We start from the raw sequence: 20889 nt of genomic DNA, 5'->3' as shown, positions 1-20889 counted from the left end.
GCGTTTCCCGTCTGCCGGCCCAGCCACCGCTTCCGAAAAAAGGTAACTTCCCAGAGTGTCGTCTTCAGCCCAAACCCCGTTCTACATCACCACTGCCATCACATACCCCAACGGTGTACCGCACATCGGCCACGCGTACGAGTACATTGCCACCGACGCAATGGCCCGTTTCAAGCGCCTGGACGGGTTTGACGTCTTCTTCCTGACCGGCACCGATGAGCACGGCATGAAGATTGCGCAGGCTGCTGAGAAGGAAGGCGTCACGCCCAAGGAGCTGGTGGACCGGAACGCCGAGATCTACAAGGCTGCCCACGCTGATTTGGGAATTTCGTACGACCGCTTCATCCGGACCACGGACGACGACCACTACGCCGCTTCGCAGGCCATCTGGAAGAAGATGGAGGCCAACGGGGACATCTACCTGTCCAAGTACGAAGGCTGGTACTCGGTCCGAGACGAAGCGTTTTACGTCGAAGACGAGACCGTGGTCAAGGAAGACGGCCTCCGCTACTCCCGCGAGACGGACACCGAACTGACGTGGACGGCCGAGGAAAGCTACTTCTTCCGGCTCTCCTCCTACCAGGACAAGCTGCTGGCCCTGTACGAGGCGCATCCGGAATTCGGCGCCCCGCAGTCCCGCTTCAACGAGGTCATCAGCTTCGTCAAGCGCGGGCTGGAGGACCTCTCCATCAGCCGCACGACGTTCGACTGGGGTGTTCCGGTTCCCGGCAACGACAAGCACGTGATGTACGTGTGGGTGGATGCGCTGACGAATTACCTCACCGGTGTGGGCTATCCGGACGTTGACTCCGAGTCGTTCCAGAAGTTCTGGCCGGCGGATGTCCACGTGATCGGCAAGGACATCTCCCGGTTCCACGCCATCTACTGGCCGGCGTTCCTGATGAGCGCCGGACTGGAGCTGCCCAAGCGGATCATGATCCACGGCTTCCTGCACAACAACGGCGTCAAGATGTCCAAATCCCTGGGCAACGTCGTGGCGCCGGCGGACTTCGTGGCCCAGTACGGCCTGGACCAGGTGCGTTTCTTCTTCCTGCGCGAAGTTCCCTTCGGCGCCGACGGCAGCTACAACCACGAAGCGATTGTGGGCCGGATGAACTCGGACCTCGCCAACAACTTCGGAAACCTGGCGCAGCGCTCACTGTCCATGGTCGCCAAGAACTGCGAGGGCCGGGTTCCGGTCCCCGGCGACTTCACGGCGGAGGACACCGCCCTGCTGGCCCAGGCCAACGGCCTGCTGGACGCCGCCCGGGCTGCGTTCGAGAAGCAGGAATTCAGCCGTGCCCTGGAAGCGATCTGGAGTGTCCTGGGCGACACCAACGCATACTTCGCCGAGCAGGCCCCGTGGGTGCTGCGGAAGACCGACGTCGAGCGCATGAACACGGTGCTGTACGTGACGCTTGAGGTGCTCCGGATCGTGGCCATCCTAGTCCAGCCGGTGATGCCGACGGCGTCTTCCGCGCTGCTGGGGACCCTCGGCCAGCCCGACGGCGATGCCCGCCTGTTCACGGCGATTCCCGCGCCGCTGGTTCCCGGCACGGAGCTGCCCGCTCCCGCGCCGATCTTCCCGAAGTACGAGGAACCCGCCGAAGTGTAGTTCCCGCCGGTTGTTCCGGTACGTCACCAGCAAAATACCCGACGCTCCCTCACCCTTTTCGACAGGGTGGGGGAGCGTTCTTTTGGGCACTCTTTCGACGGTTCCTGTCACCCGTGGGCAGCAGCATGCAGGTACTGCTTCCAAGTAGTTCAGCCTATGCATGCGAGTGAATATATTCATGAAGCAGGTAATTGGCAGCCGTGCCCGGCCGGGTAATCGCGTACCTGTTACTCGGGTTTAACGTTCGCCGCAAACCTAGCCTGAAAAGGCAAGCGAACTGATGACGAAGTCTGGGGAGTAACTGTCACCGTTCATTTCGCTGTTGAGGTCTCACGCAGGTTTAGCAGTTCCTGGTCTCAAGACGGTTACTCCACGCAGTCTGGTCGGTTCGAATCGGAATTGCTATGGAGGGACCGAAAATGAAACGCACTATCGCCACACTGGGGGTGGTGGGGCTGGGGCTGATGGGTGCCACAGTTGCAGCGAACGCCGCCCCCAATGACAAGATCACCATTTGCCATGCCACGAACTCTGGGTCAAACCCCTACCTCCTGGAAACCATCAGCCTCAATGCGTTGGCTGCACACGTCGGTGATACCGCCGACATTGTGCCCGTGAACGTGGGGAATGACATTCCAAACGGGCAGAACCTCTCGGCTGCGAACCTCATATTGCTGGCTAACAACTGCGTGGCGCCGCCCGTTCCGGTGGACCCAGGCCCGGTGGACCCGGGCCCGGTCGATCCCGGCCCGGTGGACCCTGGCCCTGTTGATCCCGGGCCGGTGGAGACTGTTGACGGAGTTGTGCCGGCGGCCGTTGTCGTCCCGGACGCAGTGCCGCCTGCCGCCGTGCCGCCTGCGGCTGCACCGGCTGCGGTTGTCCCGCCGGCCGCGGCAACGGTGGCGCCTGTTGCGTCAATGTCCCGGGGGGCTGCTGCCGGAGCTGTTCCGGCAGCGAGCAACGTGGGCTACAACGTCCAGACTGCTGTGGGGAGCCCCGGCACCGGGATCCCGGCCTGGCTGGCCGGGTTGACCGCACTCTTTACGGCAGTGGGCGCCTGGGTGCTCGTGAAGGGCGGCCTGCGCTCCCGCGGCGCGAACGGCTAGGATACTCAACCCAGGGGCGGGTGCCGTGAAGTTACGGCACCCGCCCTCCTGTTTCAGCATTTCAGTCTCAGCGTCATCAGGAGCCTTTCATGGTCAGTCACCGCCGTAACCGGCGAATGCGTGCCGCCCGGATCCGCGGCCTGCTGCTTAGCTACCGGGACATCCTGGTGCTCGCCGTATGCGCCGCGGGGCTTCTCGCAGCGTGGCTGGTCTACGGCGTGACGGGGACCGGTGACCACGGTGCGCCGGCAGCCGGGGAGCCAACAGCGATAGTGCTGTCGGGGCAGCTTCCCGATCCGTTGGGTCGGGCAGAGGCGCCGGCGACGGGAACCCCGGCACCCGTAGCGGCGCCGGCACCGACCGCGCCGCCCGCTGTGCCGCTGGCCGACGGCGGCGCGGCTGCGGCGCAGCCGGCCGTTTCCTACCCTGCTGCGTCTGCGCCGCAAAGGCTCACATACCCGGCGGCCGGAATGGACGTGGTAGTGCGTCCCCTGGAGCCCGAATCCCTTGATGCCGAGAGTCACAGCATCGTCCCGCCGGAGACGATGGACGGCTATTGGCTGACTCCCTTCGGGACGCCCGGGGCCGGTTCCACCAACACGACATACGTCATCGGCCATAGCTGGGAAGGCCTGGATGCACCCTTCAACCACCTGAGTTCAGCCGCCGCGGCCGGAGACGAACTGACGGTCGCCACAGCTGCCGGCACTATGACATACACAGTGGAGTCCGTCACCACCTATACCAAGGCCACCTTGAAGGACAGCCCCATCTGGACTGTTGCCCCCAACCGTCTGGTCCTCATCAGCTGCTACACCGAGGATCCGTGGGGCAAGAACGTGGCTGTAGTGGCCTCGCCGGTGCCGGGGCGCTGACCTTCCGGACCGGCCGCCGCGCAGTAGGGCCGGCCCGCCGACGGGCTCTCGGGCCGCAGTGTGTGTTCGAATATTGAGACGACTTGACCATCATGTGGATGCCTTGGCTACCCTGAAAGCATGAGCGCATCCACCATTAATCTTGCAGTCATTCCCGGCGACGGCATCGGCCCCGAGGTCATCGCCGAAGCTTTGAAGGTCCTGGAGAAGGTTGTTGCCGCTGAAGGCGTCACGCTGGACCAGACCCACTACAAGCTGGGAGCCCAGCACTGGCTGGAGACAGGCGAGACCCTCCCGGAGGAAGTGCTGAGCGATCTCCGGACCCGTGACGCCATCCTGTTCGGTGCCGTCGGCGCAGCCCCCGGCGACACCCGGATCCCGTCCGGCATCATCGAGCGGGAGATGCTCCTCAAGCTCCGCTTCAGCCTGGACCACTTCGTCAACCTGCGCCCGTCACGCCTGTTCGGCAGCGTGGGCAGCCCGTTGGCCAACCCCGGCGTCATTGATTTCATTGTGGTCCGCGAAGGTACCGAGGGGCCGTACGTGGGCAACGGCGGCACGCTCCGCGCCGGGACCAAACACGAAGTTGCCACCGAGGTTTCCCTGAACACGGCCCACGGTGTGGAGCGCGTGGTCCGCGATGCGTTCCGCCGGGCCGGCGAACGTCCGCGCAAGCACGTCACCCTTGTCCACAAGCACAACGTGCTGGTCTACGCAGGCCACCTGTGGAAGCGCACCGTTGAAGCGGTGGCACAGGAATTCCCTGACGTCACCCACGACTACCTGCACATTGACGCAGCAATGATCTTCATGGTCACCGACCCCTCGCGCTTCGATGTGATTGTCACGGACAACCTTTTCGGCGACATCATCACGGACCTCGCCGCTGCCGTCACCGGCGGCATCGGGCTGGCCGCCTCGGGCAACATCAACATGGAGCGCACCGCCCCGTCCATGTTCGAACCGGTGCACGGATCGGCTCCTGACATCGCCGGCCAGCAGAAGGCAGACCCCACAGCGGCCATCCTGTCGGCTGCGCTGCTCCTGGACCACCTTGGTTATACCGAAGCGGCGAAAAAGATCGAGGCGGCGGTCATCGCCGACGTCGAAGGCCGCAACGGCGAGGCACGCAGCACGAGTGCTGTGGGCGACGCAATCGCTGCCGCCCTGTAGGGGCCCGCATCAGGCGTAAGCTTGTTTCGAATCACCAAAATGCTGCCGTGGTCCGACGCTGAACCACGTTCACACACCAGGCAGCCGACCGTGGAGGAACCATGACTCAGACTGCCCATGGCGTCGAATTCACCCAGCAGCCCTCGGCAACCCCGAAGTCTGCTGACGAGCGTGCAGCCATCCTGGCCAACCCAGGTTTCGGCAACTATTTCACCGACCACACCGCGGTCGTCGACTACAGCGTCGACGAGACCGGCAAGGGCGGCTGGCATGACGCGCGCATCGAGGCATACGGTCCCATCTCACTCGACCCTTCGGCGGCAGTGCTGCACTACGGCCAGGAGATTTTTGAGGGGCTCAAGGCCTACCGCCATGCCGACGGATCCGTGTGGACGTTCCGTCCCGAGGCCAACGCCGCGCGACTGAACAAGTCCGCACGCAGGCTCGCGCTGCCGGAACTTCCGGAAGAATATTTCCTCGGAGCCATCCGCGAACTCGTGCAGGCCGACCGCGAATGGGTCCCGGCGGGGGACGGCGAGGCCCTGTACCTCCGTCCGTTCATGATCGCCACCGAGGCGTTCCTGGGCGTCCGCGCAGCCAGGGAGGTCTCCTTCCGCGTGATCGCGTCACCGGCCGGCAACTACTTCGGCGGCGAACTGAAGCCCGTTTCGATCTGGATCTCGCGTGAGTATGCCCGTGCGGGCCGCGGCGGAACCGGCGCGGCCAAATGCGGCGGCAACTATGCGGCGTCCCTCATCGCGCAGCAGGAGGCTGAGGCCCACGGTTGCAAGCAGGTCCTCTTCCTGGACCAGTTCAACGACAACGCCGTTGAGGAACTTGGCGGCATGAACGTGTTCTTCGTCATGAAGGACGGTTCGCTGGTGACCCCCGCCCTGACCGGAACCATCCTTGAAGGTGTCACCCGGATGTCCGTCATGCAGGTGGCCAAGGACATGGGCCGGACCGTTGCCGAGCGCAAGATCACCCTGGACGAATGGCGCGACGGCGTCGCATCGGGTGAGATCACCGAGGTCTTTGCCTGCGGGACCGCGGCCGTCATCACGCCCATCGGTGTCCTCAAAGACGCCACGGAGTTCATCGGTTCCGAGGACGCGAAGGCAGGGGAGACCACCATGGCCATCCGCGAGCAGCTGCTCGGCATCCAGACGGGCACCGTCGAGGACACCCACGGCTGGCTGATGCGCCTCGCCTAGGTCCTTCTGACTGACGCACGACGCCGGGTGGCCCGCAACGCCTGCGGGCCACCCGGCGTCGTGCTTTCCAGAGTTTTACTCACAATGGGACTTCTTCTCCCTATTAATAGGTGAGCACCAACGGCGTAACGGGCGAGCACCAACAGCCGCCGCCCCCGCGACGGGTCCTGCCGGCTCAGAAATGCGAAGATGGACAGGTGAATCCCGCATCCTCAACGTCGATTCTTCCCGCCAGCGACCTGGCCCGTTTCCGGCTGGCACCCAATCCCGGACCCATGAGCCTGGACGGGACCAATTCGTACCTGCTGGGTGGCCCGGAGTCCGGGAGCTCGGTAGTGGTGGACCCCGGGCCGTTGGATGAACAGCATCTGCTGGAGCTGGCCGGGGAGGGGAGTGTGGAGCTCATCCTGCTCACGCACCGTCACGCGGACCACACAGCAGCGGCCGCACGCTTCCACGAACTCACGGGGGCTCCGGTCCGCGCTGCGGACGCCCGGCACTGCCACGGGGGTCATCCGCTCACTGACGGTGAAACGATCCTCGCGGCCGGAGTTGAGCTGCGCGTCATTGCCACCCCCGGCCACACCTCGGACTCGCTGTGCTTCCACTTGCCCGGCGACGGCCGGCACGGATCAGTGCTGACCGGCGACACCATCCTGGGACGCGGCACCACGGTGCTGGATTTTCCCGACGGCAAACTGGGCAACTACCTGGCAACCCTGGACAGGCTCGAAGAGCTGGGACCGGCCACTGTCCTTCCCGGGCACGGGCCGGTGCTCCCCGCGCTGGATGCCGTCGTCCGCGCCTATCGGGAGCACCGCCACGAACGGCTTGCGCAGATCCGTGCGGCTTTGACGGAGCTCGGCTCCGGTGCAGGAGTGCGTGAAATCACCGACGCCGTTTATTCGGACATCGATCCCGCCGTCCGTCCGGCAGCGGAGAACTCCGTGGCTGCGCAGTTGGAGTACATCCGGGGCTGAGCACGCGGCAGGACGGCTGACCGGAGACGGTACGCTAGGAACCATGCGTATCGCCCGTTTTGTAGCTGATTCCGATCCCCTCTACGGCGTTGTTGAAGGCGAGCCCGGCAGTGAGGAAGTCATTGTCATCAAGGGTGACCCTTTCTTCAACGGCGTTGAACGCAGCACCGTCAAGTACAAGCTTGAGGATGTGCGGCTGCTTGCCCCCATCATCCCGCGCAGCAAAGTTGTGGGCGTCGGACGAAATTTCGTTGAGCACGCCAAGGAACTGGGCAACGACGTGCCGCAGCAGCCCCTCCTATTCCTTAAGCCGAACACCTCGGTCGTGGGCCCCAACGATCCCATAGTGCTGCCGGAATTCTCGGACGAGGTTTCCTTCGAAGCCGAGCTGTGCGTGGTGATCGGACGGATCTGCAAGGACGTTCCCGAGGACCGCGTCGACGACGTCATCTTTGGCTACACCTGCGGCAACGACCTGACCGCCCGTGACGTTCAGAAGACGGACCTGCAGTGGGCGCGGGCCAAGGGCTTTGACACCTCGGCTCCGCTGGGCCCGTGGATCGAGACCGAACTGGATACCGACGACCTCCGGATCCAGGGCTGGCTCAACGGCGAACTCCGCCAGGACGGCAGCACCAGCCAGATGATCCGCGGCGTCCGCGAACTCGTCTCGGTCGTGTCGCAGGCCTTCACGCTGCTTCCCGGCGACGTGATCATGACCGGCACACCTGCGGGTGTGGGAGTGGTTACAGCCGGTGACCGCTTTGAGGTGGAGATCGAAGGCATCGGCCGCCTGTCCAATCCGATCGTCCGGCGCTAGACACCAAACCGCACAGAAATGCGGGAAGCCGTCCCGGGAATTCCCGGGGCGGCTGCCCGTTTCTGCAGCGGAACCGGCGGCGGATTTGGCGGCGGGCGGCGCCCCCGGGCAGGCGGTAAAGTTGGAGTCACTATGACTACTCCTTCTGTGTCCAACGCCGTCTCCAGTCCTGCCGTCACCCCCGAAACCCCGGTCCGGGTGCGGTTCTGCCCGTCGCCCACCGGCACCCCGCACGTGGGCCTGATCCGGACGGCGCTGTTCAACTGGGCCTACGCCCGGCACACCCAGGGAACGTTTGTCTTCCGTATCGAGGACACGGATGCGGCGCGCGACTCCGAAGAGAGCTACGAGCAGCTGCTCGAGGCGCTGAAGTGGCTGGGCATCTCGTGGGAAGAGGGCGTGGAAACGGGCGGCCCGCACGAGCCGTACCGCCAGTCACAGCGCCTTGACCTCTACAAGGACGTGGTGGCCAAGCTCCTGGACGCCGGCTACGCCTACGAGTGCTACTCCTCCCCGGAGGAAGTGGAGGCGCGTCACCGTGCCGCCGGCCGCGACCCCAAGCTCGGCTACGACAACTTCGACCGCAACCTCAGTGCCGAGCAGATTGCCGCGTTCAAAGCCGATGGCCGCGAGCCTGTGCTCCGCGTCCGCATGCCTGACGAGGACGTCACGTTCACTGACATGGTCCGCGGCGAAATCACCTTCAAGGCCGGCAGCATCCCGGACTATGTGATTGTCCGCGCGGACGGCTCCCCGCTGTACACCCTGGTGAACCCCGTTGACGACGCCCTAATGGCGATCACCCACGTGCTGCGCGGCGAGGACCTGCTCTCCTCAACTCCCCGCCAGGTGGTACTGATCCGCGCCCTGATGGAGATCGGCGTCGCCAGCTACATGCCGGTGTTCGGCCACCTTCCCTACGTCATGGGCGAGGGCAACAAAAAGCTGTCCAAGCGCGATCCGCAGTCCAACCTGTTCCTGCTCCGGGACCGCGGCTTCATCCCCGAAGGCCTGCTCAACTACCTCTCGCTGCTGGGCTGGAGCCTGTCCGCCGATGAGGATATCTTCACCGTGGAACAGCTCATCGAAAACTTCGACGTCCACGACGTCCTGGCCAACCCCGCGCGCTTCGACATCAAGAAGGCCGAAGCGATCAACGGAACGCACATCCGGATGCTGGCGGCGGAAGACTTCAGGGCCCGCCTGGTCCCGTACCTCCGCGCCGCCAACCTGGTGGGGGACACCCTGACCGCACGCGAGGAGGAGATCCTCGCCGAGGCCGCACCGCTGATCCAGGAGCGCATTGCCCTGCTGGGCGAAGCGCCCGAAATGATTTCCTTCCTGTTCAAGAACGACGACGCCATCGACGTTGCGGACGATGCCCGCAAGGGGCTGCCGGAAAACCTCACCGAGGTCCTGGACGCCGCGACCGCCGCCCTGGACGCCGTCACGGACTGGAACGCCGAGAACATCCAGACGGCGCTGAAGCAGGCGCTCGTGGAGGACCTGGGCATCAAGCCGAGGCTGGCCTTCGGTCCTGTCCGCACGGCCATCTCGGGGCGGCGGATTTCCCCGCCGCTCTTTGAATCCATGGTCATCCTGGGCAAGGCCTCATCGCTGGCCCGCCTGCACGCGTTCCGCGGCTGATGACTGCCATGCGCGGTGACGGCGGCGGTGTCCTCCATACGGGCTTTGGCGTCATCCGGGGTGTGCTGTTCGATATTGACGACACCCTGGTGGACCTTGAATTCGCCATGACCACCGCGCTGCGTGATGTCAGCGAACATCTCCTGCCCGGCCTGGACCAGGCCGGGTGGGAGAAGTTCGGGCGGATCTTCACGCACGAAACCACACACTTCTATGACCGCTACCTGGCCGGCGAACTGACCTTCAACGAGCAGCGGCTCCTCCGGGGACGGGCTGCCCTGGGCCACTTCGGCGTGGAGCTCGAGGAGGGTGAGGAGTCCCATGCCTGGGTTACATCCTACGCGGCCCTGCAGCACGGCTACGTACGTGCGTTTGAGGACGTTACTCCGGTCCTGGACGCCCTTGACGCTGCCGGGATTCCCTACGGGGCGGTGAGCAACAACGTCCACGACTACCAGCGGGTGAAGCTGGACACGGCGGGACTGCAGCGCATCAGGGTGCTGGTGGGAACGGACACGGTGGGCGTGCCCAAACCGGATCCGGCCATCTACCTTGAAGGGGTCCGCCTCCTGGGCAGCAGCGCCGCCGAGACCCTCTACGTGGGCGACAACCGGCTGCTTGACGCAGAAGGTTCGACGGCGGCGGGCCTGCTGGGCGTCTGGCTGAACCGCAGCGGTGAAACCGAGTCGGCTTTCGCCGGTCACCAGGTAGGTTCACTGGCGGACCTGCTCGGGTAAGGGAGCCGGCGGCGGGCTTCAGGCACCATCCCGACGCGGCCGTTTGTTGCGCAGGGCCACAAAAGCACCCACGGAACCCAGTCCCAGCACTCCCACCATGCCGATGGCCGTGCCGGCGTCGGGCCGTCCCGCCATATCCGACGGCGACACCGCTGCGGCGCTCGAGTGCAGCGTTTCCGTGCCAGCCGCTACCTTGGCGTTCCCCTCCGCGAGCCTGCCGGCCCCTGCGGCCAGTTGCGTGGAACCGGCGGCAAGCTTGGTGTTGCCCACGGATAGTTCCGAGGCTCCGGCGGCCAGGGCCTCGGAACCGCTCAGCAGCCCGGGTTTGGCAGGGTCAGCCGGGTCGCCCTTGATGCCGGTGTTCAGGGCCACAGCCCCGGCTGCAAGCCGGGAGGAGCCTTGCGTCATGCCGGCAGTGGCCTTGAGCAGGCCCGGGCGCTCGGCGTTTCCGGGCACGCCGTCCATCCCCACCCTGATCTTGGCGGTGCCCTCGGCCAGGAGCTGCGTGCCGAGGACAACGCCGGGGCTCGCCGGGTCCTGGCTGTTGAGCTTGCCGCCCAGGGTGGTGAAGCCGGCGGCCAGCCTGCCAGCGCCGGCCTGCAATTGCCCGCTGCCTTCGTGGAGCCGTGCGGCGCCGGACTGGAGCTGGGCGGCTCCGGCGTCGAGCTTGTGGGCACCTGCCGTGATTTTTGCAATCTTGTCTTTCACTACGGACAGCGGTACGAGCCCCTGGACGGGGTCTTCGGCGGCGGCCTGCAACAGCTCGAGGGCCTGGGCCAGGGCAGCGGTACCCGTACCCGCCTCCGGATTGCCGTTGGCCCCGCGGTAGCCCATGAGCTGATTCGTCCCGGCAGCGAGCCGGCCAGCGCCGGCTTCCAGCCGTGAGGCACCGTCGCTGAGCTGCGTGGCGCCGTCGGCCAGATTGTTTTCCGCGTTTCCGGCGGGTGTGGGAGTCAAAGCTGCGGAAAGCTGGACCGCTCCGGCGGCGAGCTTCTGCGCACCGTCATCAACCTTGTACACGCCGGGGGCGAGCTTGTTGTTGACGTCCGCCTCGATCCTGACCGCTCCGGCCGCGAGCTTCTCGGCGCCCGCCTGGAGCTGATCGGCGCCGGGAGCGAGCTTATCGCTGATGCCGGAACGGACCTTCTCTGCCCCGGCCGAGAGCTTTCCCGCCCCCGTGTCTGCCAGCGCGGCACCCGTGGAAAGTTTTCCGGCGCCGTCCTGGAGCTGGTCGGCACCTGCGGAGGCCTGGCCGGCCCCGTCCTTGAGCCGCGCTGATCCGTCAGTAATGCGCCCGGTGACCACGGTGTAAAAGCCCAGCAGTGCAATCAGGAGCAAGGCAAGTACCGCGATGGCGATCTGCTGGGTGCGGGTGCGGATGCGGTTGTTGGGGGGAGCAGTGGCACGACTCTGTGGCACGGAGGTTCCTCTCGACGGTTCTGGCTGTAGCTGTTGTCCCTGGACGCCCCCGACCGTGACGCAGCTAACACGTGGAGCTGGACGTGAAACTGCCGGTCGGGAAGGGGCCAGGTGAGTAGTTACTGATTGGTAACTTACCGAGAGTAAACTTGTTTCGCCCGGAATTGCAAGGAATTTCCCGGCCCGCAGTGCGGATTGCCTCCCGGCTGGGGCGTGCGGCGTTCTCCCTGGAGCGCCCAGGGGCCCCGATTTGTGCCAGCCAAAACTCTCGGGTAAAGTAATTACTCGTGCTGAGGCGCTCGGAGCAAAGGTTTAGACCTGAATATCCGGCCCGAAAGCGTCATTGGGATATGGTGTAATTGGCAACACTACGGTTTCTGGTACCGTCATTCTAGGTTCGAGTCCTGGTATCCCAGCTCTGAAAAACTGCACTCCGGTGCTGCGGATCAGCGGTTTCAAAGCGGTTTAGTCGATTTGAAACACCGGCTCTGTGTATGAAACAATCACTGAGCCTGATAGCAGAAATGCTATCCGGAAGTACGCGGCCCCATCGTATAGCGGCCTAGTACGCTGCCCTCTCACGGCGGTAACGCGGGTTCGAATCCCGCTGGGGTCACCATTGAAACGGTCCCGGGCAACAGCCCGGGGCCGTTTTGCTTTTCCTTCTTCTTTCCACCGCGGGCCATTGGGTTCTTCCTGTCGTCCGTGCATTCCGTGCGTTACTGCCGCCGGATTCGCGCGCCGGACCGGGGCTGAACTGGCATGATGAAGCTGTGACGTCCCCATCTGAGAGTCCGCCCCCGGGCCCGGCAGCGCCAAACTCACGGGCTGCTGCTGCCGTGGAGCTGCTCGAAGCCGTCCGCGGCGACCTCAGCGCGGCCGTGCTGCCGCTGGCACTGCCGGGAGCGGACTCCGCCCGCCTTGACATCAGGAATGCGTTGTCGCAGCTGGATGACTACATCCTTCCGCGTTTCCGCAGCCTCGACGCTCCGCTTCTGGCGGTCGTGGGAGGATCCACCGGTGCCGGGAAATCCACCCTTGTGAATGCCCTCGTGGGCCACCCCGTCACAAGGGCCGGTGCCATCCGCCCAACCACCAGACAGCCGATCCTGCTGCACAATCCGGTTGACTCAGGCTGGTTCGAAGACCAGCGCGTGCTGCCGAGCCTGAGCCGTATCAGGGGTGTTGTGGTGGACGCTCAGGTGCCAGCCAACCGCGCCGGCGCCGCACCGGATGCCGCCGCAATATCGTCCTTGGTGCTGGTGGGGCATCCGGCCGTGCCGGAAGGGATTGCGCTGCTGGATGCTCCGGACGTCGACTCTGTCTCGGATGACAACCGGAAGCTCGCAGGACAGTTGCTCGCGGCGGCCGACCTCTGGGTATTTGTCACAACAGCCAATCGCTATGCTGACGCCGTCCCCTGGAAACTGCTCCTCAACGCCGCAGCCAGGGACATCATGGTGGCCGTGGTACTGGACCGGGTGCCCCCTGCCGCAGAGGCGGAGGTGAGCGCGGACCTCCGGGCGATGCTGCAGCAGGAAGGCCTCGGCGCAGCGAAGCTGTTCATTGTCCGGGAGGTCGCCCTCGATCGCCTCGGAATGCTGCCCGCCGAAGCCGTGGAACCCCTGGGGCGGTGGTTGCGCGAACTGGCGGCAGATGCGGCGGGTCGGGCCGAGATTGCCCGGCGGACGCTGAACGGCACCGTGCGCTCGCTCAGCGGGCGCGTCGCGGCCCTCGCCCAGGCCTCGCAGGAGCAGCAGCAGGCGGCGGAAGTGCTGGCCAAGGATGTCCGCACCGCCTATCAGGACGCGGTGGCCCGGATTCTGGAGGCCACACGGGACGGTGCCCTCCTGCGCGGTGAAGTCCTTGCCCGCTGGCAGGACTTCGTGGGCACCGGCGAGTTCTTCCGCGTCCTGGAACAAAACATCGGGCGCATGCGGGACCGGGTGGGTGCGTTCTTCCGTGGAGAGCCTGCCCCGGCGGTTAGAGTCGAAACAGCCATCGAAACCGGACTGCAGGCCGTCATCATGGACGAAGCGGCGAATGCGGCCGAGGATGCAGACCAGCGCTGGCGCTCGGACCCTGCGGGCCGGCAACTGCTGGGCACCGACGACCTTTCCGGCACCAGCGCGGGCTTCCCGGACCGGGTCGCGGCAGAGATCCGGGCGTGGCAGGGAGGGCTGATGGAGCTCATCCGCACCGAAGGCCAAGGCAAGCGCACGCAGGCCCGGTGGCTCTCCTTCGGGGTCAACGGGCTCGGTGCCGCCCTCATGATCGTTGTATTCTCCATGACTGCCGGACTCAGTGGCCTGGAGGTCGGCGTGGCAGGCGGGACCGCCATCGTCGGTCAAAGGCTCCTGGAAGCCGTCTTCGGTGAAGATGCCGTGCGGCGCCTGGCTCAGACGGCGCGTGAGGACCTGAACGCGCGGTGCCAGAACCTGCTGCAGGAAGAGCAGCAGCGCTTCCTCGAACGGCTGGACTTTGCCGCCGGCGAGTCACCGGACGTGCTGGCAGGCCATGCCCGCGCCCTGCAGCGGCTGGCGGAGTCCGCGTGAGCAGGCACAGCGGGACCAGGGAAGCCTCCCGGCTCCACACCCGGCTGGAAGCCCTGAACGACGCGCGGGAGCTTGCCGGCGGGGTGCTTCCCGAGGAGTCGCTGGATGACGTGCTGCAGGTCCTTGAACGCGCCAGTTCGCGCCGTTCGCTGTCCTCGGAGCACACGGTGGTGGGATTCTTTGGTGCCACGGGCAGCGGCAAGTCCTCGCTCTTCAACGCGGTAAGCGGCGCTGACGTCGCGACGGCGGCAGCCCGCCGTCCCACAACCTCGGAACCCCTGGCCGGCGTCTGGGGAACAGAGGGCAGTGAACCGCTGCTGGACTGGCTCGGGGTGAACAAGCGGCACCTTTCCTCGGCAGTGCCGGGATTCGCCGATGAATCCACGGGCCTGATCCTGCTGGACCTGCCCGACTTCGACTCAACGAAAGCCGCCAACAGGGAAATTGTCCAGCGGATGGTGGGGCAGGTGGACGTACTCGTGTGGGTGTTGGACCCGCAGAAATATGCGGACGCAGCAGTGCACAACGACTTCCTTGCGCCGCTGGCTTCGCACGGAGCGGTCACCCTGGTGGTCCTCAACCAGATCGACCTGCTTCCGCCACCGGACATTGCCCCCGTGCTGGAATCGCTCAAAGCCATTCTGGCCCGTGACGGACTGGGCAAAGTCCAGGTCCTCGGTGCCTCTGCCCTGACGGGGACCGGCGTGGACAAAGTCCGGGCGGCCATCCGCCACGTGGCGCTGCAACGGCAGGCGTTATCCCAGCGGCTGGCGGCGGATGTTTCCAAGGCCTCGGCGCAGCTCGCGGCGGCCTCCGGAAGCGGGGAAGCGGCAGGTGTCAGGGCCGGCACCCGGTCGCGCCTGGCCGACGAGCTTGCGGCGGCCGCCAACGTCCCGCTCGTGGTCGAAGCCGTGTCGCGGTCGTACCGGCACGAAGCAACGCGGAGCACCGGCTGGCCCCTGACCCGCTGGCTGGTCCGGTTCCGTCCCGACCCGCTGCGGCGGCTCAACCTCCGCCGTGAAGGGGCCAGCGCCGAGGTCAACAGGACATCGCTGCCGCCGGCGGGTGCGCCGGAACGCGCCAGGACGGACGCGGCTGTGCGGGAATTCGCGGACGCGGCCAGTACCGGAGCTCCCGGGCCCTGGCGTGCGGCCATCCGCAGTGCGGCGCGCGAAGGGCGGGACCAGTTGCCGGACGCGCTGGACCAGGCCATTGCCGGCACCGACCTGCTGGCCGGACGCAAATCGTGGTGGTGGGGCCTTTTCAACACCGTCCAGTGGCTGGCCCTTCTGGCAGCCCTGGGAGGACTCGCCTGGCTGGGCGTCCTTGCAGGCCTCGGCTATCTCCAGCTGCCGGTTCCGGAAGTGCCCAGGGTGGAGGGGTGGCCTGTGCCCACCCTCTTGATTGCCGGGGGAGCGGTGCTTGGCATTGTCCTGGCCATTGCCGCGAAGGTCATCGCCGGCGCTGCTGCCGGACTGCGGGCCGCCGCGGCGCGGAAAAAGCTCAACGCGGCCGTCGCTGCCGTGGCGGACAGGCTGGTGGTCGAACCGGTGGAAGTCGAGGTCAGCAGGCTGAAGTCCTTCAACGCGGCCCTGAAGTCCGCGGGCCGCGGCTAGCGTTCCTGCCGCGGTCAGCCTTCCTGCAGCGCTGCCGTGGCGTCGCGCACCTTGATCATGGTGCGCAGGTTGCGTGTGGTGGTGCTGGATTTGTAGCGGACCTTGGACGACACCTTGCTGAACGGGCTGTCCAGGGTGCCGCCGGCGGGTGCCAGCCAGGCCATCGCCTCAGGACCCAGTCTTTGCTGCCGGGTGCCGTCCAGGCGGGCGCCTGACTCGAACAGTTCGTCCAGCAGGGCCTTGTCCGAACTGAGCGTGATGTAGGTGTGGGTCGCCTTGTCTTCGGCCGGGTACGGGCACGCCTCCACGATCGCGGCAACCCTGTCGGCGGTCAGTACCACTACCCACGCGTCATAACCAAAGGTTTCACGCAGGCAGGCTTCGACGTCCTTCTTGACCGCTGACGCCCCGAGACTGCTGGCCAGGGCCACGTTGCCGCTTGCCAGGAGGGTCTTCACTCCGGTGAAGCCGCGGGACGCCAGCGCGTTCTTGAGGTCCGACATTTTGATGTTGATGCCGCCCACATTGATGCCGCGCAGGAATACCGCATAGCTCTTCATGGGCACAGCCTATAACCCGCGAACGGGCTGGGGACGCCGGGCAAACCGCGTCCGGCGGGTGGTATGCCGGGTCAGTCGTTGTTTTTGCGGAGGGCCTCGGTGAGGACACGGGCGGCATTGCAGACGACTTCGGCATGCAGCCGGCCCGGCTGGCGCGTCAGGCGCTCAATCGGTCCGGAAATCGAGACGGCGGCAATCACCCGTCCGGACGGACCGCGGACAGGCGCCGAAACGGAGGCGACCCCCGGCTCGCGTTCGCCGAGGCTCTGGCCCCAGCCCCGCCGTCGTACTCCCGCCAGGACCGTGGGCGTAAAGCGCGCGGCCTGCAGTCCTTCGAGGAGGCGGTCGTGGTCCTCCCAGGCAAGCAGCACCTGGGCGGCGGAGCCGGCCTTCATGGAAAGCTGCGTACCCACCGGGATGGTGTCCCGGAGGCCGATGGGGCGTTCAGCCGACGCAACGCACACGCGCCAGTCACCCTGCCGGCGGAAGATCTGCGCGCTTTCGCCGGTGGCGTCGCGCAGCTGCATCAGGACCGGCCCCGCGGAAGCGATCAGCCTGTCCTCGCCCGCGGCGGACGCGAGCTCCACCAGGCGGCTGCCCAGCACAAAGCGCCCCTGGATGTCGCGGCTCACCAACCGGTGATGAACCAGTGCAAGTGCAAGCCTATGCACGGTGGGACGCGCCAGTCCGGTGGCAGCCACCAGCTGCGCCAGGGTGGTGGGTCCGGCCTCAAGTGCGTCAAGCACGTGGGCCGCTTTATCGATGACGCCGACTCCACTAGAATTGTCCATGTACTGATATTGCCGTCTCAATATCTGAGATGCAAATCATTTGGCTGGCGTATTACGCGGGCGTGCTGGTTCAGTGGATACAAACAGCCAACAGCAGTGAAGGGAGATGGCCATGGCAAAGACATTGGCCGAGAAAGTCTGGGACGCGCACGTGGTGCGCAAAGGCGACGGCGAAGGTGCCAACGCCCAGCCGGACCTTCTCTACATCGACCTCCACCTCGTGCACGAAGTCACGTCCCCGCAGGCGTTCGAGGGGCTCCGCCTGGCCGGCCGCAAACTGCGCCGCCCGGACCTCACCATCGCCACCGAGGACCACAACACCCCCACGCTGGACATCGACAAGCCTATCGCCGATCTGACCAGCCGGACGCAGATCCAGACCCTCCGCAACAACTGCGCGGAATTCGGCGTCCGCCTGCATTCCCTGGGCGACGCCGAGCAGGGAATCGTCCACGTGGTGGGCCCCCAGCTCGGGCTCACCCAGCCGGGCATGACCGTGGTCTGCGGCGACTCGCACACGTCAACGCACGGAGCATTCGGCGCACTGGCCATGGGCATCGGCACGTCCGAGGTGGAACACGTGATGGCCACGCAGACGCTGTCCCTGAAGCCGTTCAAAACCATGGCGATCAACGTCGCGGGCACGCTCCGTCCCGGTGTTTCGGCGAAGGACATCATCCTGGCCGTCATCGCCAAGATCGGCACCGGCGGCGGGCAGGGCTACGTCCTGGAATACCGGGGCTCCGCCATCCGTGCGCTGTCCATGGAAGCCCGGATGACCATCTGCAACATGTCCATCGAAGCCGGTGCACGTGCAGGCCTGGTTGCCCCGGACCAGACCACCTATGACTACATGTACGGACGCCCGCACGCGCCGCAGGGCGCGGAGTGGGACGCCGCCGTCGAATACTGGAACACCCTGCGCACCGAAGACGACGCGACGTTCGACGTCGAGGTGGACCTGGACGCCGACACCCTGGAACCTTTTGTTACCTGGGGCACCAACCCCGGCCAGGGCGTTTCGCTGTCCTCCAAGGTTCCCTCGCCCGAGGACTTCGGCGATGAAAACGCCAAGGCCGCGGCCGAACGGGCCCTGCAGTACATGGGCCTGGAAGCCGGCACGCCGATGAAGGAGATCCGGGTGGACACGGTCTTCCTGGGGTCCTGCACCAACTCCCGGATGGAGGACCTGCGCGCTGCCGCGGACGTCATTCGCGGCCGTACCAAGGACCCGAACATCCGCATGCTCGTTGTACCGGGCTCGGCACGCGTCCGGCTCGAGGCCGAAGCGGAAGGCCTGGACAAGGTCTTCAAGGAGTTCGGCGCCGAATGGCGTTTCGCCGGCTGCTCCATGTGCCTGGGCATGAACCCGGACCAGCTGGAAGTGGGAGAGCGCTGCGCCTCCACGTCCAACCGCAACTTCGAGGGGCGCCAGGGCAAGGGCGGCCGCACCCACCTCGTCTCGCCGGTAGTCGCGGCGGCGACGGCGGTCCGAGGAACGCTGAGCTCGCCGTCGGATCTGGACCCCGCCCCGGAGTCCGCCGCCGTCAGCACCAGCGCAGCCTAGATAACGCCGACTAGTTCACGCCGTTTAGACGACGCCTAGACCTACCCAGCACCGAAGGATCCGCCATGGAAAAGTTCAGCACCCACACCGGGATCGGCGTACCGCTGCGCCAGAGCAACGTGGACACCGACCAGATCATCCCCGCCGTTTACCTCAAGCGCATCACCCGCACCGGCTTCGAGGACGCACTCTTCGCCGCCTGGCGCAAGGACCCGGCCTTCATCCTGAACCAGGCACCGTTCAACGCCGGCTCCGTGCTCGTAGCGGGGCCCGACTTTGGCACCGGATCCTCCCGTGAGCACGCCGTGTGGGCACTGAAGGACTACGGCTTCAAGACCGTCCTGTCTTCCCGGTTCGCCGATATCTTCCGCGGCAACTCCGGCAAACAGGGCCTCCTGGCGGCTGAACTCGCCCAGGATGACATTGAGCTCATCTGGAAGGTGCTTGAGAACGCCCCCGGCACCGAAGTGACGGTGGACCTCGTCTCGAAGACCGTGATGTGCGGCAACATCGTGGCACCGTTCGAGATTGACGACTACACGCGCTGGCGCCTGCTGGAAGGCCTGGACGACATCGGGCTGACCCTCCAGCATGAGGAAGACATCACGATCTACGAGACGACCAGGCCTGCCTTCAAGCCGAAGACCCTCCCGGCGCGGCTGTCCTAGACGGGACGGTATTACCGGACGGTATTGTCGGACGGGCGCGCCACGCTGCGGGTCCGCTCCTGGACGGTGCCGCGCCCGGGCCCGGTCCCTGCTGTGCCCCCTCATGGACCCTGGCGGAGCGCGCCGTATTTCAGATCGGTAACGCAAGCTCCTATGCTTAGCTGGAGCCTTTGTAAGGATTTGGGGGCGAGTAGTCGTGAGGAAACCGGTATATGAGTAGTGTTCTGACAATCCGCGGAGGCGTCCCGCTGACTGGCCGCGTCACCGTTCGCGGGGCCAAGAATCTTGTCCCCAAGGCCATGGTGGCTGCCCTCCTGGGCAACGAGCCGTCCGTGTTGCGCAACGTCCCTGAAATCAAGGACGTCGAGGTTGTCACCAGCCTGCTCCAGCTCCACGGCGTCACCGTCGAAAAGGACCCCGTCACCGGGGACCTCACCCTGGATCCGAAAGGCGCCAAGACCGCGTCCAGCACCGCCATTGACGCCCACGCCGGCGACTCCCGGATCCCCATCCTGCTGTGCGGGCCGCTGATCCACGCGATCGGTGAGGCCTTCATTCCGGACCTGGGCGGCTGCAAGATCGGCGACCGCCCGATTGACTACCACCTGAACGTCCTGCGTCAGTTCGGGGCCGTCGTCGAAAAGCGCCCGGGCGGCATCCACATTTCCGCGCCCAAGGGACTTCAGGGGGCCAAGATCTCCCTGCCGTACCCGTCGGTGGGAGCCACCGAACAGGTGCTGCTCAGCGCCACCCGTGCCGAAGGCATTACGGAGCTCTCCGGTGCCGCCACGGAGCCGGAAATCATCGACCTCATTGCCGTGCTGCAGAAGATGGGCGCCATCATCAGCGTCCAGACGGACCGCACCATCCGGATCGAAGGCGTGAAGGACCTGGGCGGCTACAACCACCGCGCCCTCTCCGACCGCAACGAATCCGCATCCTGGGCCTCAGCTGCGCTTGTGACGCGCGGAGACATTTTTGTCGAGGGTGCATCCCAGCGCGACATGATGACGTTCCTGAACACCTACCGCAAGGTGGGCGGCGGCATGGACATCGGCGAGGACGGCATCCGTTTCTACCACCGCGGCGGCAAGCTGAACCCGCTCGTCCTGGAAACGGACGTGCACCCGGGGTTCATGACCGACTGGCAGCAGCCGCTCGTTGTTGCCCTGACGCAGGCCGAGGGCGTATCAATCGTCCACGAAACCGTTTACGAGAACCGTTTCGGCTTCACTGAAGCGCTCCTCCGGATGGGTGCCAACATCCAGGTGCACCGGGAATGCCTCGGCAGCGTGCCGTGCCGCTTCGGCCAGCGCAACTTCCTGCACTCGGCCGTCATCTCGGGCCCCACGCAGCTCAAGGGCACCGACATCGACGTCCCGGACCTTCGGGGTGGCTTCAGCCACCTCATCGCAGCACTGGCCGCCACCGGCACGTCCCGGGTGACCGGAATCGACATCATCAACCGCGGCTACGAGCGCTTCACCGAGAAGCTCGCCGGCCTGGGCGCCGATTTCGACATCACCTCAGCCAAGTAACGGGGTCC

The 20889-nt window shown here is 65.8% G+C and carries 17 protein-coding genes and 2 tRNA genes; 16 read left to right on the top strand and 3 right to left on the bottom strand.

The window, feature by feature from the left end:
• Positions 1-55 precede the first annotated feature (55 nt).
• From metG to J7I79_RS10130, 9 genes are all read left to right on the top strand, one after another.
• Positions 56-1615 (top strand): methionine--tRNA ligase, encoded by a 1560-nt coding sequence (gene metG, locus J7I79_RS10170; protein ID WP_214952836.1) that lies wholly within the window; start codon positions 56-58, stop codon positions 1613-1615.
• 419 nt (positions 1616-2034) lie between these two features.
• On the top strand, positions 2035-2721 hold the full coding sequence (locus J7I79_RS10165; protein ID WP_214952833.1) for a hypothetical protein: 687 nt from the start codon (positions 2035-2037) through the stop codon (positions 2719-2721).
• 89 nt (positions 2722-2810) lie between these two features.
• The gene (locus J7I79_RS10160; protein WP_214952832.1) at positions 2811-3596 is read left to right on the top strand and encodes a class F sortase; all 786 of its coding nucleotides are present in this window, start codon (positions 2811-2813) and stop codon (positions 3594-3596) included.
• 120 nt (positions 3597-3716) lie between these two features.
• On the top strand, positions 3717-4769 hold the full coding sequence (locus tag J7I79_RS10155; protein WP_214952830.1) for a 3-isopropylmalate dehydrogenase: 1053 nt from the start codon (positions 3717-3719) through the stop codon (positions 4767-4769).
• Positions 4770-4870: 101 nt separating this feature from the next.
• Positions 4871-5983: a branched-chain amino acid aminotransferase gene (locus J7I79_RS10150; protein ID WP_214952828.1), complete on the top strand. Its 1113-nt coding sequence runs from the start codon at positions 4871-4873 to the stop codon at positions 5981-5983.
• A gap of 197 nt (positions 5984-6180) precedes the next feature.
• On the top strand, positions 6181-6963 hold the full coding sequence (locus J7I79_RS10145; RefSeq protein WP_214952826.1) for an MBL fold metallo-hydrolase: 783 nt from the start codon (positions 6181-6183) through the stop codon (positions 6961-6963).
• A 43-nt stretch (positions 6964-7006) separates the two neighbouring features.
• On the top strand, positions 7007-7783 hold the full coding sequence (locus J7I79_RS10140) for a fumarylacetoacetate hydrolase family protein (protein ID WP_214952824.1): 777 nt from the start codon (positions 7007-7009) through the stop codon (positions 7781-7783).
• A 132-nt stretch (positions 7784-7915) separates the two neighbouring features.
• On the top strand, positions 7916-9430 hold the full coding sequence (gltX, locus tag J7I79_RS10135) for a glutamate--tRNA ligase (RefSeq protein ID WP_214952822.1): 1515 nt from the start codon (positions 7916-7918) through the stop codon (positions 9428-9430).
• Complete coding sequence (locus J7I79_RS10130) at positions 9430-10167, top strand: HAD family hydrolase (protein WP_214952820.1); 738 nt, start codon at positions 9430-9432, stop codon at positions 10165-10167. The genes gltX and J7I79_RS10130 overlap by 1 nt, the downstream gene beginning before the upstream one ends.
• Before the next feature lie 18 nt (positions 10168-10185).
• On the opposite strand, the gene J7I79_RS10125 is transcribed toward J7I79_RS10130, so the two are convergent.
• Positions 10186-11586 (bottom strand): hypothetical protein, encoded by a 1401-nt coding sequence (locus J7I79_RS10125; protein WP_214952819.1) that lies wholly within the window; start codon positions 11584-11586, stop codon positions 10186-10188.
• A gap of 344 nt (positions 11587-11930) precedes the next feature.
• On the opposite strand from J7I79_RS10125, the gene J7I79_RS10120 reads away from it, so the two are divergent.
• The 4 genes from J7I79_RS10120 (at position 11931) to J7I79_RS10105 (ending at position 15757) form a co-directional block, all read left to right on the top strand.
• A tRNA-Gln gene (locus J7I79_RS10120) sits at positions 11931-12002 on the top strand.
• A gap of 127 nt (positions 12003-12129) precedes the next feature.
• Positions 12130-12205: transfer RNA gene (locus J7I79_RS10115), tRNA-Glu, on the top strand.
• A gap of 154 nt (positions 12206-12359) precedes the next feature.
• Positions 12360-14141, top strand: coding sequence for a dynamin family protein (locus tag J7I79_RS10110; RefSeq protein ID WP_214952817.1), 1782 nt, complete (start codon positions 12360-12362; stop codon positions 14139-14141).
• Positions 14138-15757, top strand: coding sequence for a GTPase (locus tag J7I79_RS10105; protein WP_214952815.1), 1620 nt, complete (start codon positions 14138-14140; stop codon positions 15755-15757). Before J7I79_RS10110 ends, J7I79_RS10105 begins: the two co-directional genes overlap by 4 nt.
• Positions 15758-15771: 14 nt before the next feature.
• Here the strand turns inward: J7I79_RS10105 and J7I79_RS10100 are convergent, their stop codons facing one another.
• Positions 15772-16317, bottom strand: a complete 546-nt coding sequence (locus J7I79_RS10100) for a DUF1697 domain-containing protein (RefSeq protein WP_214952813.1) — start codon at positions 16315-16317, stop codon at positions 15772-15774.
• Between the two features lie 71 nt (positions 16318-16388).
• Positions 16389-17108, bottom strand: a complete 720-nt coding sequence (locus J7I79_RS10095) for an IclR family transcriptional regulator (protein WP_011692361.1) — start codon at positions 17106-17108, stop codon at positions 16389-16391.
• Positions 17109-17220: 112 nt separating this feature from the next.
• Between J7I79_RS10095 and leuC the strand changes: the two genes are divergently transcribed.
• From leuC to murA, 3 genes are all read left to right on the top strand, one after another.
• Positions 17221-18675, top strand: coding sequence for a 3-isopropylmalate dehydratase large subunit (gene leuC, locus J7I79_RS10090; protein WP_214952811.1), 1455 nt, complete (start codon positions 17221-17223; stop codon positions 18673-18675).
• Between the two features lie 65 nt (positions 18676-18740).
• Positions 18741-19343 carry a 3-isopropylmalate dehydratase small subunit gene (gene leuD, locus J7I79_RS10085; RefSeq protein ID WP_214952810.1) on the top strand — a complete coding sequence of 201 codons (603 nt, stop codon included), beginning with the start codon at positions 18741-18743 and terminating at the stop codon, positions 19341-19343.
• A gap of 212 nt (positions 19344-19555) precedes the next feature.
• Positions 19556-20881 (top strand): UDP-N-acetylglucosamine 1-carboxyvinyltransferase, encoded by a 1326-nt coding sequence (gene murA / locus J7I79_RS10080; RefSeq protein ID WP_104175386.1) that lies wholly within the window; start codon positions 19556-19558, stop codon positions 20879-20881.
• Positions 20882-20889: the final 8 nt, after the last annotated feature.

It is taken from the genome of Arthrobacter sp. ISL-69 (genome assembly GCF_018613775.1).
Lineage (GTDB): Bacteria > Actinomycetota > Actinomycetes > Actinomycetales > Micrococcaceae > Arthrobacter.
Note: the sequence above shows the minus strand (reverse complement) of the source record. Positions and strands in the feature narration are given on the sequence as shown.

Excerpts from the sequence above, each read along its gene's own strand:
- J7I79_RS10165 (WP_214952833.1), top strand. The coding sequence starts at position 2,035 with ATGAAACGCACTATCGCCACACTGGGGGTGGTGGGGCTGGGGCTGATG.
- J7I79_RS10160 (WP_214952832.1), top strand. The coding sequence starts at position 2,811 with ATGGTCAGTCACCGCCGTAACCGGCGAATGCGTGCCGCCCGGATCCGC.
- J7I79_RS10155 (WP_214952830.1), top strand. The coding sequence starts at position 3,717 with ATGAGCGCATCCACCATTAATCTTGCAGTCATTCCCGGCGACGGCATC.
- J7I79_RS10150 (WP_214952828.1), top strand. The coding sequence starts at position 4,871 with ATGACTCAGACTGCCCATGGCGTCGAATTCACCCAGCAGCCCTCGGCA.
- J7I79_RS10140 (WP_214952824.1), top strand. The coding sequence starts at position 7,007 with ATGCGTATCGCCCGTTTTGTAGCTGATTCCGATCCCCTCTACGGCGTT.
- gltX (WP_214952822.1), top strand. The coding sequence starts at position 7,916 with ATGACTACTCCTTCTGTGTCCAACGCCGTCTCCAGTCCTGCCGTCACC.
- J7I79_RS10130 (WP_214952820.1), top strand. The coding sequence starts at position 9,430 with ATGACTGCCATGCGCGGTGACGGCGGCGGTGTCCTCCATACGGGCTTT.
- J7I79_RS10100 (WP_214952813.1), bottom strand. The coding sequence starts at position 16,317 with ATGAAGAGCTATGCGGTATTCCTGCGCGGCATCAATGTGGGCGGCATC.
- J7I79_RS10095 (WP_011692361.1), bottom strand. The coding sequence starts at position 17,108 with ATGGACAATTCTAGTGGAGTCGGCGTCATCGATAAAGCGGCCCACGTG.
- leuC (WP_214952811.1), top strand. The coding sequence starts at position 17,221 with ATGGCAAAGACATTGGCCGAGAAAGTCTGGGACGCGCACGTGGTGCGC.
- leuD (WP_214952810.1), top strand. The coding sequence starts at position 18,741 with ATGGAAAAGTTCAGCACCCACACCGGGATCGGCGTACCGCTGCGCCAG.
- murA (WP_104175386.1), top strand. The coding sequence starts at position 19,556 with ATGAGTAGTGTTCTGACAATCCGCGGAGGCGTCCCGCTGACTGGCCGC.